Here is a 16782-nt window from a genome sequence, read left to right as displayed (position 1 = left end):
GGGTGTGTTCACCTAATTCTCGGAGGATTGCTTAAAGTAGGGGGCGAGTGTCTCGGCGAGCTTGGCTGCGTCAACCTGGTAGGTACCTGCGGATACTTGCTGTTTCAGGCTCTCGATCTTGTTCGCACGTTCAGTGTCAATCTTCCCGCTCTTCTGTGCCTGAAGCAGCTTGATGGCTTCGTCCGAAATCGATACCTCATCCTTGCGTGTACTTTTCTTCATCTGTTCCTGCCTTTGCGATTCCGCACTTCGTTGGTATGGATTAATCGCATTGATTCGTCCGGCATCGTTAATTTTCATAACTTCACCTTCCTTCTGTAATAAAAAAGCCGATAATCTTTACTAAGTTTATCGGCCCCTGTTGAAACATTCTTTATAGCTGCAAGCGTTTTTTTGCAGAATTGTTTAGTTGCGGAACTTGTCCACTGCGCGGTAAGCGCCATCTGGAGCCTTCTTGGAAGCGCTCGAGTCTGCACTTTCCTTGGCTGCATTCGCAAGATCCTTGGTCAGACGGCTGCGGCAGCTGTCGCACATATGCCCGTCCCGGATCAGGGTTCCGCATACCTCGCAAGGATACATCATATTAGGTGCATTGGCGATGGAAATCCGGCCCTCCCGGATAAAACGCGTAATTTCCTTGATGGAAATATCGGTGGCATCGGACAGCTCCTGTATGTTGGTGCCTCTATTTTTACGCAAATATTCTACACAGATTTCATATTCATGCTCTAACTCTTTGATGCAGGGCTGGCACAGGTTCATCAGGTTCTTGACATATAACCGGCCGCATCTCGGACAATTGTCTACATTCATTTCTACCGCGGCTCCCTTCTATCATTCTGCACAACTCATGAATCGCTTATGCTACTAAGATTACATGATCGCCGAAGATCCGTCTATGATTAGTATCGGTCAGGGAAGCGGTTTTATTGAATTCCGGAGCGGCGGCAGCTGCTAGGAACGGGCCCAGGTCAGAGAGTATATCTCGGCAGTGCAATCCAGGCTGCGGCAGAGCTGCTGAAGCGCCCCGGCGCAGGCACGAATCGTACTCCCCGTAGTGTAGATATCATCGACAATGATGATTCGTAAGGGACGCTGTTCAAGCTGATGCGTCATACGGGAATGCAGGTATTCCTTCAGAATTTGCAGAACCACCGGATCTGTATTTCCGGCAAAAGCATGCTTCATATCGGCCAGCCGCTCCCTTCTGCTTTTGAAGCTCTGCTTGGCGGTGTGATGGGTGCGGACCAGCAGCGGAAGCTGGGGGACTCCTCTACGCAGAGATACCACTTCAGCCAGCCGCTCCGCCTGATTGAAGCCCCGCTCAGACAGGCGGACAGCGCTCACAGGTACAGGGACCAGCAAGTCGGCCTGCCACAGGTTAGAACGCATACGAAGCTTTGAATGCAATATCGGGAATGGTTTGCTAAAAAGGTTGCTCTGTGACGCTCCGTTCAGTTGTTGTCCACTCTGTTCGTGTTGCAAAAGCGCGTATGCCCTGTCCAGCATCAGACCGAGTACGGGCGCGAGCCGCTCATTCCCCCGGTATTTATACTGGCCTAGTATTTCGCGCATATCACTGGTGTACGCTACTGTGCTCCGGTTGCATACGATTGGTATGGGTCCATTGCTGCGGCTGCAATCGGGACAACCCACATGCCTTCCGCAGATCTGGCACCGGGGAACGCGAATCCATGGAATGCCGCTCTGGCAGTGTACGCAGATACCGGGCCATTCGTGAGAAGGACGGCCTCTGCGGCCGCAAAACAGACATTCCGTCTGCGAAGGTGCGATTAGGGAGCGGGCTTGCTTCATCCATGATGTCAGCTGACGCATTGTAATCCTCCTAATAAAATAGATTGTGCAGAGTTTAAAAGTACAGAGTGTATAGAACTCAAATTGTGGGAGCTGGGCTTTCACAGCTATTTCCAGGAACTCCTCACAAAATCATTAAGACTTGAGATATCCTTGTCTGCGGGCAATGGCGTTCATACTGCGGATCTGTGATATGGCGGCGCGCTGCGAGCGGCTCCACTCTGCGGAAGCGAAGATGACGTTGCCTGCCGGATCATCCTTGGAACGTCCCGCACGGCCCGCCATCTGCACCAAAGCTGCCTCATCAAAGAGTCCGCTGTCCGCATCCAGAATAAACACATCACTATGCGGTACCGTAACCCCACGCTCCAGTATCGTGGTCGTTACCAGCAAGGAAATCGTACATTCCCTGAACTTAAGCACCTTCTCTGCCCTGTCCGGGTCTTGAGAGGAGGTTCCCTCTATAGAAATCCCGGGGAACATCCGCCGCAGCAGCTGCAGCAGTCCCTCAATATGGGCAATCCGGGAGACGAAGAGGAAAATCTGCGCCTTACGGTCAAGGGACCGCTGTAACGCTGAACGCAGTCCTGCCGGAAGTCTCCCCTGCCTCAGACAGCGATAGAGCGGCTGCATGCGGATATGGCGCGGAACCGGCAAGGGATGGCCGTGAAAGCGGACCGGTACCCTTGCATGCGGTAATTTGCCGGAGCGGGCAAGACGCTGCAGCTCCGCAGGCGGCGTGGCGGAGAGAAGGATGAATCGCCCGCCGGGCTTGCAGACCTGCCTTGCGGCATAGTCCAGCATAGGGTCGTTGTGATAGGGAAACGCATCGATCTCATCGATGATGACCAGATCGAAGGCCTGACCAAACCGCAGCAGCTGGTGCGTGGTCGCCAAGGTAATCCGGCTGCGGCGTAAGCGGTCCTCGCTGCCTCCGTACAGCACGGCGGGAACATCCGCCGGGAATGCCTTCGCCAGGCGCGGCGCAAGCTCCAGCACGACGTCACGCCGCGGCGTGGCGATCAGCGCCCGGCCTCCGGCCGCGAGCGCCGCGTCCAGGAGCGGGAAGACCATCTCCGTCTTCCCCGCTCCCGTCACTGCCCAGAGCAGGAACCGCTCTGGGTCCGGGCCGGCGGAGCGCCTGCGCGGCTCCGCCAGGAACCCCAGCGCAGCGGCGGCGGCTGCCGCCTGCGCTGCGCTAAGCCCCCACCGGCGCGCCGCTACGGTGGGGGACACGCCTGCCGTGCAGCGCACGGCAGGCAGCGGTGCGCTGCGCAGCAGCAGCGCGCAAGCCCGGCTGCGCCCCAGTGCGAGGCAGGCCTCGCAATAGGCGCAGCCGGCAAGGCCGCACGCGGCGCAGGCCGTGCGGCCCGTGGGTACGCTGCCGCAGCGCAGGCAGCGCGGCACTTCGCGGCGGCGCAGGCCTAGCCGCGCGGTGCCCGCAGGGCCCTGGACGGCGGCCGTAAGGCGCAGCCGTCCCTGGAGATAGGCGAGCTGCGCCGCAGCCCGCCAGTTCTCCCCCAGCTCCGGGAGCTGCTCGGCCACCAGTGCCTCTGCTTCACCCTGAAGCAGAGAACGCCCGTCCAGCGCCGCAACCAGCCGGTCTGCTCCCGCTGCAAGTACCGCCATTTCTCTCCTCCGTAAGCTCTCCTGTTCGTTCCTTCGCAATTTTGTCCTCGTACTCGCCTGCACGCCGACCTGTTCGTTCTCTTGCCAATTCTCCCTCACATTCCCCTGTCCATCCGCCTGTTCGTTCCCCCAGGCACCCTCCACCCCATACCCGCTCCATCCCCTATCCTCCGGCAGCCTGTACACCTTAGCCTCCTCAAAAGGCCCCCCCTCTCCCCGGCTACCTCCAGCAGCCTGCTCCGCCTTAATCTCTGCCTTTAGGAGCGCTGCGGCATATCTCCCCCAGTCCGTCTCCTTCCAGCGCTGCATGGGGGCCGTGAACTTGCAGACTGCTGCCAGCTTCACCGCCCAGCCGAGCGGCAATGACCGTGAGAGTAGAACAACCCGGTATTCCTGCTGGAATTTACGATCTGCCAATCGCCCCTTCCGCTCCGCCGCTTCGTTCTCCCCGTCTACCCATCGCCCCTCCCAACCCACAAGCCCCTCCGCTTCACCCGCCCACCATGATTCATCCACCGCCAAATTCAGCGAAATCCGGGCCTGCCACCCTCCGCCCTGCTCCACCACATACACAGCCGCCTTCAATCCCATCGCCTCCTTATCTATTGACGCACACAACAAATCACCCTGCGGGTGAACGATGGTGCCTCAAGCTTACGTATAGGTAATATTTCACGCTCTTCCACTTGTCTGCTTTTTGGCGGCAAACAGCGTTAATCATAAGTAGCACAGAGACTTTGACTTCGATTGTATTCAGTTTTTCGCATACATTTGGTCCAACTGCGGTAGCACTAGCCTATTGTATTCGGTTTTTCACATACATCTGGCCCATGCACCTTGTGCTGACCGATTGTATTCGGTTTTCCGCATATATTGGTCCATGTACCGTTGTATCACTAAATTTTGTTCGGTTTTTCGCATACATTCAGCCTTTGAGCACACCTTGTCCACAACAGACGGAAACTATAATTTCCTAAACGCCAAAAAGCACACCGCCCCATTCCTGGAGAGTGTGCTTCACCCGTACCTTACATATTCAGCTGTCATTCGCCGTGCTTGGATGGGGAGCTCCCGCTTCCCGGCAGCCGCATCATCCGCAGCGGCAGCAGCGGCTCCTGAACCCGCAGATCCACTGTAACCCCCTGGAGTGTATCCCTGTCCGCGAGACCGTATAACGGCACCGCAGGCGCAAATTCAATAGAAGAGTTGTAATAAGCCATCCGTGAGGCTACCGCCATGGTCCTGTCCTCTGAACCGTCATCCACCAAGGTAACCCGCAGGGGCTTGCCGATCCAGTAAGCATGCACTACAAAGACCCTGAGATACCACTCCACCACGGCCTCATGATTACGGGTAATCAGAATATAGTGAAGCCGCTTACCAGTCCGTGCTGCTGCCCGGGTCTCTTCCCGATGATGCAGGAGTTGAACAAGGGCTGCTGCGGATGCATAAATAGCGATAATCCAGATTAACTGGGCGATCATGAAGATGCACCTCCCTCTTATACCCACACTATATGCCGGTGATAAAAGGACGGTGACAGCCCACTTGTACGGGAGCCCCTGCCGCCAGTTTAACTTAGGGTACATATTTAAGTTAGCATTTTGCAAAATTCGAATAGAGTGCGGACTGAAACAATACTATGGCTGCAGCTCGCGGCTGCATACAAGTTATGTACCGTTTATAAGGATCATTAGGATTCTCCAAAACGCTCAGTTAAAAGTTTATGAGGGAAGCTATAAAGTTACCCAGCCATATTTGATAGAATTAATTACAGCTTGCGTGCGGTCATCCACTTCCATCTTTTGCAGAATACTGCTGACATGGTTTTTGACCGTCTTCTCGCTGATAAACAGATACTCCCCGATCATCTTGTTGCTCTTGCCCTCTGCCATCAAGCGCAGCACCTCTGCCTCACGGCGGGTCAGCGGATTGTTGTCGCCTGCAACAAATTTGACACCGGCTTCCTTCACGGCCGTCTCGGCCATAGCGCCAGTCTCGTTAAGGTACGTCATGCGCCGCAGCTGATTAATCAGCTTGCCGGTCACCTTCGGATGGATAAAAGCATGTCCTTCGCATACGGAGCGGATCGCATTAATCAGCGACTCGGCTTCCATATCCTTCAGCAGGTATCCGTTCGCCCCCTTGCGCAGCGTCTCAAACACATAGCTTTCATCGTCATGAATCGAGAGGATAATCACTTTGACATCCGGGAACATTTCACGGAGCTTTTGCGTAGCCTCCACGCCGTTCTCAATCGGCATATTGATATCCATCAGCACGATATCCGGCTTGTTGCCGTTGCAGAATTCAAGCACCTGGATGCCGTCCCCGCATTCGCCAATGACCTCGATGTCATCCTCCATATTCAAAATACGCTTAAGCCCTTCACGAAACAATTGATGATCATCGGCCAAAAGAACTTTGATGGGCGCTTTGCCAGAGATTTGGTTCTCCATCACATTACTCCTTTCCCTTTTCCACATTCGTCGGAATGTGAATTACGATTGTTGTGCCCTGGTTCTCGGCTGACTGTATTTCCATTCTTCCCTCCAGCAATTCCACGCGTTCGCGCATACCCACCAGACCGAAGCTTTCCCGGTTGGCTTGTTCACTGATTTTTTTGACATTGAAGCCTAAGCCATTGTCTTTCACGACAATCTTGATCAATTGGGCCTGATAAGTAATCTCCACCAGCACGTAGCTCGGATAAGCATGCTTCGCCGCATTGGACAGGCCCTCCTGCACCAGCCGGTATACCGCCGCTTCCATCGCTGAGGACAAACGGTGCTCCTTCCCCCTGGTTTCAAAAGAGGTACGGATCTTCGTCTTCTCCTCATAATCATGCACATACTTCCGCAGAGTCGGAATCAGCCCCAGATCATCAAGCGCCATAGGACGCAGGTTGAAAATCACCTTGCGCATTTCTTCCAGGCTGTATCTTACCTGCCCCTTTAAGTCTATTACTTCGGCTTGTACCAGCCCAAATTCCTGCTTTACCAGCATTCTTTCTACAATTTCCGTCCTTAGGACTAGATTCGCCAGCATTTGAGCAGGACCGTCATGAATTTCCCGGGCAATTCTTTTCCGTTCCTCTTCCTGAGCCAGGATTATTTTGAGTCCGATCATCTGGCGGTTCTTCGCAGATTCGACAATTCGCGTCACTTGACCTAGTTCTCCGGACAGATATTCCAGGACAACGCTCATTTGCGAACCAATCGATTCGGCACGCTCTACAGAATTTTCGACACTGCGAACCCGCATTTGCAGTTCATCGCGTCTGTTCCGCAGATAAGCCTCCCTCTCCCTGGTCATCATCAGCTCCAGCTGCAGCTCCGTCGCCTTCTCATAGGCAATCCGGATATCCTTCTCCGTGTAGCGGACAAAATCCCGGCTGACCTCTGTCAGCCGGATCCGGGAGCGGTGGTACTGCTGCTCCAGCTTGTCTACCTTTTGCAATGTTTCATCCGTTTCTTCCATAACCCGCTGCAGCTCTTTGTTGAGTGCAGCAAGCTCATCCCGTGCCACCTGCAATATTTCGAATATCTGATACTTGCTGCTCTCCATCACGTCGATGGTGTTCTTAATCACCCGATCTATTGCATCGGCTTGAAATTCCACGGATGCTTGCCCCATTTCTATCGAATCGTATTAAAGGCTTTCCTTTATACTAACATATCACGATTCGATAGTTACGGTCTTAGTGTTCTGTTCCCATTTTACAGTGAGTCCGAGCTGTTCTGTCACGAGTCTGAGCGGTACTAAAGTCCTGGCATTCAGGATCATAGGTGCTACTTCAGCACTCTGCCGCTTCCCGTTCAGTACGAATTCCTTCTTGTTCACGGTCAGATCCAGCGCCTTGGCGCCCCGCAGGACCATAATCTTCTTGGTCTTTGCATTCCAGACCGCATTGCCGCCGAACGCGTCCAGTACATATTTTATCGGCACATACGTACTGCCGTCCTTCACAATCGGTGCGACATCAATCGGCCGCTTGGTGCCGTTTACCGTCATCGCCTTGCCGCCAATGCTCATCGCTGCCGTCCCTTTAGGTAGTCCCGCCTCACTGGAGAGCGATGGCATCACGAAGGAAATATTATCAAAGGCCACTGTTCCTGTCTTGGCCCGTTCATCCTGTCCTTCTTCTACATTTACCACGTAAAGTCTCTTAAGGGAAGCTGGGAATTTAATCCCTGAGCCGGACAGATCGATATTAAGCGTCTTCCAGCCATTCCAGTCGATGACTTTCGCCAGATCAATATAGGCCGTTTTCCCGTCGGCATCCGTCAGTTCCGCACGCAGCCAGTTCAGGCTCATATCACCCATGACGTCCACCGACATCGAGGTTGCCGCCGCAGGAATACTTTTGCCGGTTGTGCCGTTGAACTGGGCGTATGCGTACATTTTGCCGGTGCCTTGTGTCATATCATAGCTTAGCGACAGAACCTTCGACCCGGCACGCTCTGCGCTGCCCGCAGCTATGGCTGCTGTACCGGTAACCCCCGCTGCATTCGTAGTGAACGCAATCGGATAGGCGGTGTTCTCGAAATCCTCCCACGCCGTGGCAGCCGCAGTAGACAAGACAACCGCCGTGCTGAAGCCGTCATAGCGGGCAATCGCATATCCGGTAGTTACGCCAGCATCAACCGCCTCCACCTTAAGCTTGCCGTCCCCCACACTTCCTTTGAAGCCGATGAACTCCCACTTCAGTGCGGTTGCCGGAACAGCTATCGTTGCCCCGCTCTTCGACACTGCACTAACCGGAACTGATACAGTGGCCCCTGCTTGCAGCGGTGCAGTTGCAGTACCTGCAATCAGGCTGGACAGGTCTTCTCCGCCCAGAACGGTGACCTCGGTCTCGGCACTCGCTGTTCCGCTGGTCGCCTTCAGCTTGACGGTTCCCGGCTTGACGGCCGTGGCTTCTCCCGCATTCACAGTGACACTGCCGCCGCTTGCGGTCCAGGCCGGATTAGCCGCTGCTACATCCACCGGATTGTAGTACGTATCATAGCCCTTCAGGGAATATGTGGCCTTTTGTCCGATTAACAGTACCGAACTGCCGCTGATCTTGATCCCTTTCACTTCACCTTGCGGAGCGGAAGTATATACCCCCACGCCGTTAACGATTGTGCGCTGCTCCTTGCCGTATTCAGTATTGAAGGTAAGTGTAGTCGAGGTTTCAGCCAGCGGGCGGTCCACCATCGTTGTAGAGCCCCCTCCGTCCAGATTCATCCCTTTCCACACCCCGATATTCGTCATGAAGGATTGCAGCTCTGTCAGCGACAGCCCCGCACTATTGCTGTTCTTCTCGGCTGCAATGACATATACGTATCTGCCATCCTGGGAATAGCCCAGTGCTGTACGCGCCCGGTACCCGCCAATGCTGCTTGTAGAACGGGAGAACGATGACGCCTTGCCGTTATTGACCAGAATGGTATGCCCCCCGATCATCATCTGCAGCGTAGAAGGATCGAGCTCCTGCTGGGTGGTTTTGGAACGGAGCGCATAGGTACTGCTCAGCTTCTGCCCTACAACCAGATGAGCCTTAACGAACTGGGCAGCCAGCCCGTGCGTCCGCAGAATATAGGCCCCTTTGGGTACGGTCACCGGCAGAGCCGAATCCAGCGAGATCTGGGTAATCGTATCATTCTCTACCAGCACCTCTGTGGGAGTGGTAGAGCTGCCCTTAGGGCGTTCCAGCGCTGTCCATGCATCTGTATAGATATAAGCAGCGTTAGCGTGACTGTAAGTCGAACTGCCGCCTTCGGGATTGTAGGCCCCTTTGTTGATGCCGGACAGCGGGAACTGGGCACCATCCTCTGCGGTCAGCATCCCCTCAAACGTATATTCATCAATGATAGGTTTACGGTCCTTGGTTACTGCAAAAGCATACATTCCGTTCAGCTGTGATGGAGTAGACACCAGCACACCGCCGGATACCTGACCGCCGATCGGTGCCCCTTCTCCGCCAGTATTGAAGTAATCCCCGTTCACTGCCGCGACCGCTCCTGTCTCCGTCGCCATGCCCCCGGTGCTCTGCCGTGTCGTCAGATTCCCGCCTTTGCCGGTCATTACATCCAGAGAGACGTAAGGATTATTCAGATCGACACGAATGACGCTGGCCAGTCCTGTCGCACTCTTACCGGAACGCACCGTGGTAAACTTATATTTCATCATCATCGCCCCGGAAGTGATAACCTCTTCACTAAGCTTCGTCGCCGAGAAGGACGCTGCTGCTTGTGCTACCGGCGCAGGGCCTGCGCCCAGCCATCCTGCACCTTCACTCCCGACAACCGGCATGATCCAGATTACACCCGCCAGGGATGCAGCAATCCACTTTTTGGCAGGCGACCATTGATTTCCCCGTGTTTGCTCTGTACTCTTTTTCCCCATGAAAAGCTCATTCATTTCAGTGTAACTCTCCCATCTATTTGTACTCTTCTACCTCGCTATCAAGACCTGGATATCAGTTCATAGTAATAGACTATACCTTTAATAGACTGAATTCAGCTCGAAAAGTTGCGAAAAAGCACCCGGCCCATAGACCGGATGCTCTGCTTAACTATGCAATTCTCTTACAAATAGCCTGCTGTCTTCAGCATCCGCTGCAGCATGACCGCAGCCTGTCCCCGGGTAGCATTGCCTTGCGGCTGGAACTCTGTGGTGCTGACTCCCTGAATAATTCCCGCCTTAACCGCCTTGGCTACAAATTCGAGGCTCTGGCTCAGAATTCTCGCCCGGTCCTTGAACGGACTAAGCGTATCCATAGACGATGCACTCAGCGTTACAGGCTGCCCCGTATACTCCAGCGCCCTCACCATCATAATCGCCATCTGCTCACGGGTAATCTTATCCTCCGCACGGAAGGTTCCGTCCGTATTACCGTTGATAATGCCGGCTTTGGCGGCGGCTTCTATGAAGTCACTTGTTTGTGTAAACGGACGTACATCCTTGAACTGGGAAGCTCCGCCGCGTACTGCCTGTAGCCCCAGCCCCCGGCTGAGCATCACAGCAAACTCGGAACGGGTAATCGGCTTATCAGGAATAAACGCAGTTCCATAGCTGCTGTCGATGATATTTTTGGCGGCCAACTCTGCTACAGCAGTCTTACTCCAATGGGAGGTTATATCTCCAAAGGTACGTAAAGAAATGAACACCCCGACTACCTGGTTACTATTCGTGCGTGCACTAACAACGCTATTATTGCCCACTGTAGCAATTTGGGCCGGCAAATAAATAGCATCATTATATGTCGAATCTACTCCGGCAGCCATCGTTTGTGCAGAATTCAGTACAGCAGCATTGCGAACAGTGTATTGTCCTGCTACATTTAACTCCTTTGCATTGGAGTAGTTATCTTTAATAGAACCGGTTAGACGTAAATCCATAAGCCCGGTAACGTTACGCATGGCCTGGCTTCCGATTTTTTGCTCGAACGAATAGAACGTCCCTCCTGGAACACTCTCCATACGCAGAACAAGTGAGACCTTATTGATATCTGTCCCCAAACTGGCTATTAGCGAATTTACATCAATATCGCTTAGTTTTACACCATACATATGATCTCCGTACCGGATAATCAGTTTTGCATTCTTGTTACTAGCGGCTGCATCCGAAAGAGCTTTTAGCGGAATGGTAACATAGGCTGACTTCTCTGTAGAAGGAACCTCGAACACCAACTCATCCGTACCCGCAAGCTTCAGATATTGATAACTGGCAGCCATCCGTTCTGCATTCAGATCATATCTTTTAATCATTTGTTTGTAGACCGAAAGATCTGTAACTGCAAGAGCAGAATCACTCTTCAGTAACGGGTATTCCTTGCCAAATTCACTGGCAGGCAGGGTTCCCAGATAAGAGGGGCGGCTTCCATTGCCCGTTACACCAGTGGTCAGATTCTGAACAGATAAGGAATTGAACGACGGAAGAGAGTTACCATTCGTGTCTGTAATGATCCCCGCACCTGACAGGTAAGAGAGCTCCACCTTTTGCCCGGACGTCACTGCCTGCGAGAGATTCAATTTCAAAAGAGTTCCGGCCAGACTGAAATCCTGAACATCAATACTGCTTCCATCCGCCTTAATTCCAAACTGATTGGCATACAATTTCGAGGAGGACTGCATGTTCTTCGTAAAGGTAACATTAAGTTCATTGCCCTTCACTGTAGCTGCGCTGATCTCGGATACTATCGTGGTTGAAGTTACAGACACTGGCTGAAGATCAACATAGGCTGCACGATTACCATTCAGATCACTAAGTCCAAGAGTACCCGGAACATAGGATACCGTCACCGCTCCGCTTAGCGGCAATGTATTCTGAAGGGTCAATATAGCCTGTGTACCATTCACCGATACGTTAGTAACATAGTTAGGTTTGCCGCCAACCAATACAGAGAACTGGCTGTTCATTGGCAAATTAATTGTAGACAGACCTTCGTTATAATTGAGAAGTATCTTATTGCCCGCTCCCGTCGCATTCTGGAACACGGGCGGCACATTATCCTTACTATTGCGGATGTTAAACTCAGTGAAGCCCGCGATATTCTGTCCCAAAGAGCTAACCAGCGGATACGAACCGGCGTAATAGGATACCCGGACCGACTCCGAATTGCCCACCTCAGAGCTTACAGTTAAATATAGGGTGTTACCGCTGATACTGATAGAATTCACTCCGAGCGAATACCCGTCAGTCGTGACCACAAACTGTTCATAGGCATATGGAGAGACCGGTTTGAGCGTATCATTGAAGGTCAGTGTCACTGTTTTACCTGTAATTCTGCCTTCTTTGGGCGTAGGAAGCGCCGATTCTATAGTGTTGGTGATCTGCTGCCCAGAAAAGGTAGCCGCAGCATTCCCGCTAGTATCCTGAATGGTCCGCACACCGCCGGTATAGCTGATTTTTACATTTTGGCCTACAGCGATGCCTGTGCTAATCACTACAAATACACTGTCTCCTTGAACATAGGCGTTCTCAATATTCCGGGTTTCCTCATTGACGGTTACCCCGAAGCTGGAAGCCAGCAGAGCCACCGAAGCGTTAAGCGGCTCATTATACCTCAGGCGGATCGTCCGGTTGTTCTCCAGCACTGCACTCGTCAGCGATGGTGGGGTCTTATCTATGGCTACAGTACGGAAGCTCCAGGATTTGGTGCCGTTTAATCCCTCATACTGCACACTGGGGTCTGCAGCATCCGTGAACGTGCCTTTGGCAATGTCGATATAATAGATCGTATCCGATTCCAGTGCAGCGGACGGCTTAATAATAAATTCCTTGGCAGAGGCGCCCTGCTGAACTGTCGCCGTCACTTTAGAGCCATTGCTTTTATATAGAACAACCCCGTTAGTCACGGTGCTGTTATAAACAACATCACGGTTGAAATTAACCGCAATTGTCTTGGAGATATCTACGGACTCACTGCGGTCCGCTGGTGATAATGCGGCTACAGACAGACTTGTTAATGAAGCTGTTGTAAATGTCCAGGAATACGGGCCTGAAGCCGGAAAGAGATGACCATCCTGATCATAAAAAGCACCCTGCGGTATAGTAACTGTATATAGCGCACCGCTCAACAGCGGCGAGGCCGCGGAGGCTGGCAACAGTGTAATTGTCGAGCTCCCCCCGCCGGTAACGCTCGTTGAATTGATATTCAGCCATCTTGTTCCAGGGTCCCCAAATGCACCTGGAGAGACTGAGATCACTCCAGAAGCCGGACTCACCGGGCGGTCGAAGTACAGCTTAAGTGCTCCGCTGACCGATGCACCGAAAGAGGCGTTGACCGGAGCCGTAGATGCAGAAATAGTCCCCGTGCCGATCGTGGAGAAGGTCCAGCCACTGCCGCTGGCTATCCCCTGATAGGTTGTATTACTAGCATCCTTGAAGGCATAAGCATCGATAAGTACATAATAATTCCCGCCGGACGGCAGCTTATTAGCCAGTGTCAGCGTAACCGTCGTCGAGGAATCTGCACTCTGGAAGGCAACCCCAGCTTCTCCCTCCCGGATCGCAAACTCCTGTATAACCGCGTTATCCGCTGATGAGAGCAGCCTGACGCTGCCTCCCCCGGCTGTAAGCACTCCAGATAAGCGTATACTCAGTTCCGTTAAGCTTGCAGCCTCTACCCTGGAATTAGGGGCTGGAGACATACTGCTTGCTATAATCGCCGGATTCACCTCCGGGGCTGTCGTGAACTTCCAGCTTGTTGCTGCTGACTCATTACCTGCACTATCCTTGAACAGCCCCTTAGGTACACTTACGCTATATGTTTTGTAAGGAGCGAATTTAAGACTGGAGCCTAGCTTGATCTCGTAGCTTGCCGAGTTTCCGATTAGCCCTGCACTGCCGATTGCAATTTCCGTAAATACCGTTTCGGCATTTACATCTGTAATGGTGATTTTCCCGGCTTGCGGGATCACCTGGCGGTCAAAGCTAAGCCCCAGTGAAGCCCCGGTATTTACAAAAGCAGACCCGTTTGCAGGAGAAATGCTGATTCCGAATTCTGAAGCGGCGTATACCGCTGATGTATGTATACCGATAACCGGACTGCCCAAACCAAGCAGCAGATGACCTGCAATAATAATCGCTGTGCCTATTCTTACCTTCTTTTTCATTCTTGATAAAGCTCCCTTCAGCCCCTCGAGCGTTTCTTGTATACTGTTATATTCGGCTAAAGGGCTTCCAAAGTTTAGAAGATGACGGCTGAGGGCATATCCGCTTGCTCTTTTCACAAAAAAAGCCCAAAAAGCACCTTCTTCATGAGGGTGCTTTTTGGGCTAACTATGACGATGCATAGTAAGCTCTATTCGCTTAATTAACTCTTAGATTCCGGACTGGGCTTTTAACAAATCCGCCTTATCCACGCGTTCCCAAGGAAGGTCCACATCTGTACGGCCAAAATGTCCATAAGCAGCTGTCTGTCTATAGATAGGCTTACGCAGGTCGAGCATCGAGATGATTCCCGCCGGGCGAAGATCAAAGTTATCGCTGATCAGCTGAACCAGCTTCTCCTCACTAATCTTCCCCGTTCCATATGTATCCACATTGATCGATACAGGGGTTGCAACACCGATAGCGTACGCCAATTGAATCTCGCACTTGTCAGCAAGGCCGGCAGCGACCAGATTCTTCGCTACATAACGGGCAGCATAGGCTGCTGAACGATCCACTTTGGTCGGATCTTTACCGGAGAAGGCTCCGCCGCCATGACGGGCATAACCGCCATATGTATCCACAATAATCTTACGTCCAGTCAGACCGGCATCTCCTTGAGGACCACCAATAACAAAACGTCCAGTAGGATTAATGAAGTATTTAGTGGCTTCATCCAATAGTTCAGCTGGAACAACCGGAAGAATGACATGCTCTTTGATGTCTGCCTGAATTTGCTCAAGGGTGATTTCTTCTGCATGCTGGGTAGATACGACGATCGTGTCCACACGCACCGGCTTGTCGCCCTGGTACTCAATCGTAACCTGGGTTTTGCCATCCGGACGCAGATATTTCAAAGTTCCATCCTTACGGACCTCCGCCAGACGACGGGCAATCCGGTGGGACAGGGCAATCGGAAGCGGCATGAGCTCAGGCGTCTCATTCGTAGCGAACCCGAACATCAGACCTTGGTCACCGGCACCAATGTTAGCAGTCTCTTCAGCTAATGATGCAGGATCACGGTGCTCAAGAGCAGCATTAACACCTTGGGCAATATCTGCCGATTGCTCGTTCAACGAGCTAAGGACGGCACAAGTATTATAGTCAAAACCAAACTTCGCGCGGGTATAACCAATTTCCTTAATAGTATTACGTACGATTGCCGGAATATCCACATATTCAGACTTGGTGCTAATTTCCCCGATGACAAGCACGAGACCTGTTGCTACAGCTACCTCACAAGCTACACGGGCATTAGGATCGTTAGCAAGAAATGCATCTAGTACCGCGTCGGATATCTGATCACAGATTTTATCGGGGTGTCCCTCCGTTACGGACTCAGAAGTAAACAGATGACGCCCTTTGATCGACATATACAACAACCTCCCATATTGTTGATCTGACACTGTATTCAAGGGGGCTCCCTAGTAGAAAACAGGCCAAATATAAGTAGTAGAATAATAATAGCCTATGCCTGTTTTATTCAAAAAATGAACCTTTTCCGAATGGAAAAGGTCTACGGCCTTCCTCAAAGGTCATATTATCTTATTTACCGGGTGCTGTCAATTGAAGCCAGTTATGCGAAAAGAGACTGCTCCGCCTGTTTGATCAACCTCTTTGTGATTTCCCCGCCAACAGATCCATTATCTCTGGAGCTTAGATGCCCCAGATATGGAGTTCCTCCAGAAACGCTTGCTCCGCCAATCGTCCCCAGCTCAGAAGCAAACTCCGTGTCCATTCCACCGCCGTATGAAGCTCCATATAATCCGAATTCAGAAGCAATTTCATATTGCATTTGTTTCAGCATTGCCCGGCTCTCTGGTACCACAGTGCGATTTGTACGTGCCATGTTACAGCACCTCCTGCGAATTTTTTAAGATTACAGGTGATATTGTGTACGAATTCCAAAGGCCTAAGTCGGCTCAATGTTTGTCAGCTGTGGGAATGAGTTCCGGGGTATATTGAAGTGCAATACAGGGCATTCTTTATATAGAAAGAATAATGTCGATTGAAGTGAACTTTAAAACGAGTTGCTGTTTATTTCAGAGTATATGCACCACGGACCATAACAACGATTTTCATCGTCTGACCGTCCTGTACGGCGATCCCCCGGCCATCCCGCGGGAAAGATAACAGATGATTCGTAGGCGCAGCGGCACCATTCGCCAAATCGACACCATCCGTCAAGTCAGCCACCCCATTAGCATCCTGGGAATAAATGACCGCTTTGCCGGCACGGACAATGAATTCTGCACCTGCTCCAGCAATAAGGGTCTGTCCAGGCTTCACATCAACAATTTCACTGGCATTACCAGTATTGCCTGTATCCCCTGAAGCGGAAGCCGGCGCTTTGGTAGGAGCTGTAGTTGCAGCCGGTGCATTAGTTGCTGTAGCGGCCGGAGCTTGAGTAGGTGGACTTATTGTCCCACCCTGCAAAACCTTTTGAATCTGCTGGTCCACATAGCTCTTTGTAACCACCGGGTCCTCAGCCGTTCCTGGCTGTGATCCAACACCGGCTCCTTCAGCCGTAATATTGAGCATTGAGCCTGCCCACAGGCCACCCGCCAGCAGCACTGCTGACATCGTAACTTTCCAAGCGGTCTTCAAATGTGATTCCTCCTTATGGTGGGATAAATGGCTATAAAAAAAGAATAGCCTCCGAAGAGGCTATTCTTGAACTGCAGTAATCGGAGA

At 52.2% G+C, this 16782-nt stretch carries 12 protein-coding genes; all 12 read right to left on the bottom strand.

Going from position 1 to position 16782, the window contains the following annotated elements; genetic code table 11:
* Positions 1–12: 12 nt before the first annotated feature.
* The 12 genes from flgM to MKX63_RS07110 all read right to left on the bottom strand — a co-directional run bounded on the left by flgM (position 13) and on the right by MKX63_RS07110 (position 16695).
* Positions 13–300 carry a flagellar biosynthesis anti-sigma factor FlgM gene (flgM, locus tag MKX63_RS07165; RefSeq protein ID WP_036694667.1) on the bottom strand — a complete coding sequence of 96 codons (288 nt, stop codon included), beginning with the start codon at positions 298–300 and terminating at the stop codon, positions 13–15.
* A 105-nt stretch (positions 301–405) separates the two neighbouring features.
* Entirely contained in the window at positions 406–813 is a 408-nt protein-coding gene (locus tag MKX63_RS07160; RefSeq protein WP_036694666.1) for a TIGR03826 family flagellar region protein, read from the bottom strand.
* Positions 814–954: 141 nt separating this feature from the next.
* A complete protein-coding gene (locus MKX63_RS07155) occupies positions 955–1836 on the bottom strand; it encodes a ComF family protein (RefSeq protein WP_341016202.1) in 882 nt (293 codons plus the stop codon).
* A 114-nt stretch (positions 1837–1950) separates the two neighbouring features.
* Positions 1951–4029, bottom strand: coding sequence for a helicase-related protein (locus tag MKX63_RS07150; RefSeq protein WP_341016200.1), 2079 nt, complete (start codon positions 4027–4029; stop codon positions 1951–1953).
* Positions 4030–4487: 458 nt separating this feature from the next.
* Positions 4488–4928 (bottom strand): glycosyltransferase family A protein, encoded by a 441-nt coding sequence (locus MKX63_RS07145; protein WP_341016199.1) that lies wholly within the window; start codon positions 4926–4928, stop codon positions 4488–4490.
* Between the two features lie 252 nt (positions 4929–5180).
* On the bottom strand, positions 5181–5903 hold the full coding sequence (locus MKX63_RS07140) for a response regulator transcription factor (RefSeq protein ID WP_340751349.1): 723 nt from the start codon (positions 5901–5903) through the stop codon (positions 5181–5183).
* 4 nt (positions 5904–5907) lie between these two features.
* On the bottom strand, positions 5908–7065 hold the full coding sequence (locus MKX63_RS07135; protein WP_036699270.1) for a sensor histidine kinase: 1158 nt from the start codon (positions 7063–7065) through the stop codon (positions 5908–5910).
* Between the two features lie 57 nt (positions 7066–7122).
* Complete coding sequence (locus MKX63_RS07130) at positions 7123–9852, bottom strand: stalk domain-containing protein (protein WP_445321819.1); 2730 nt, start codon at positions 9850–9852, stop codon at positions 7123–7125.
* 167 nt (positions 9853–10019) lie between these two features.
* Entirely contained in the window at positions 10020–14051 is a 4032-nt protein-coding gene (locus tag MKX63_RS07125; RefSeq protein ID WP_341016196.1) for an Ig-like domain-containing protein, read from the bottom strand.
* A gap of 207 nt (positions 14052–14258) precedes the next feature.
* Positions 14259–15461, bottom strand: coding sequence for a methionine adenosyltransferase (metK, locus tag MKX63_RS07120; RefSeq protein WP_076084485.1), 1203 nt, complete (start codon positions 15459–15461; stop codon positions 14259–14261).
* A 203-nt stretch (positions 15462–15664) separates the two neighbouring features.
* A complete protein-coding gene (locus MKX63_RS07115; protein WP_209868427.1) occupies positions 15665–15937 on the bottom strand; it encodes an alpha/beta-type small acid-soluble spore protein in 273 nt (90 codons plus the stop codon).
* Positions 15938–16125: 188 nt separating this feature from the next.
* Positions 16126–16695 (bottom strand): hypothetical protein, encoded by a 570-nt coding sequence (locus tag MKX63_RS07110; RefSeq protein ID WP_341016195.1) that lies wholly within the window; start codon positions 16693–16695, stop codon positions 16126–16128.
* Positions 16696–16782: the final 87 nt, after the last annotated feature.

The organism is Paenibacillus sp. FSL R7-0179 (assembly GCF_038002265.1).
Classification (GTDB): Bacteria; Bacillota; Bacilli; order Paenibacillales; family Paenibacillaceae; genus Paenibacillus_AQ.
This window is presented reverse-complemented; position numbering and strand designations above follow the sequence as displayed.

Coding starts and splice junctions, on each gene's coding strand:
- MKX63_RS07145 (WP_341016199.1), bottom strand. CDS start 4,928: ATGATCGCCCAGTTAATCTGGATTATCGCTATTTATGCATCCGCAGCA.
- MKX63_RS07155 (WP_341016202.1), bottom strand. CDS start 1,836: ATGCGTCAGCTGACATCATGGATGAAGCAAGCCCGCTCCCTAATCGCA.
- metK (WP_076084485.1), bottom strand. CDS start 15,461: ATGTCGATCAAAGGGCGTCATCTGTTTACTTCTGAGTCCGTAACGGAG.
- MKX63_RS07125 (WP_341016196.1), bottom strand. CDS start 14,051: ATGAAAAAGAAGGTAAGAATAGGCACAGCGATTATTATTGCAGGTCAT.
- MKX63_RS07160 (WP_036694666.1), bottom strand. CDS start 813: ATGAATGTAGACAATTGTCCGAGATGCGGCCGGTTATATGTCAAGAAC.
- MKX63_RS07115 (WP_209868427.1), bottom strand. CDS start 15,937: ATGGCACGTACAAATCGCACTGTGGTACCAGAGAGCCGGGCAATGCTG.
- MKX63_RS07130 (WP_445321819.1), bottom strand. CDS start 9,852: ATGAATGAGCTTTTCATGGGGAAAAAGAGTACAGAGCAAACACGGGGA.
- flgM (WP_036694667.1), bottom strand. CDS start 300: ATGAAAATTAACGATGCCGGACGAATCAATGCGATTAATCCATACCAA.
- MKX63_RS07140 (WP_340751349.1), bottom strand. CDS start 5,903: ATGGAGAACCAAATCTCTGGCAAAGCGCCCATCAAAGTTCTTTTGGCC.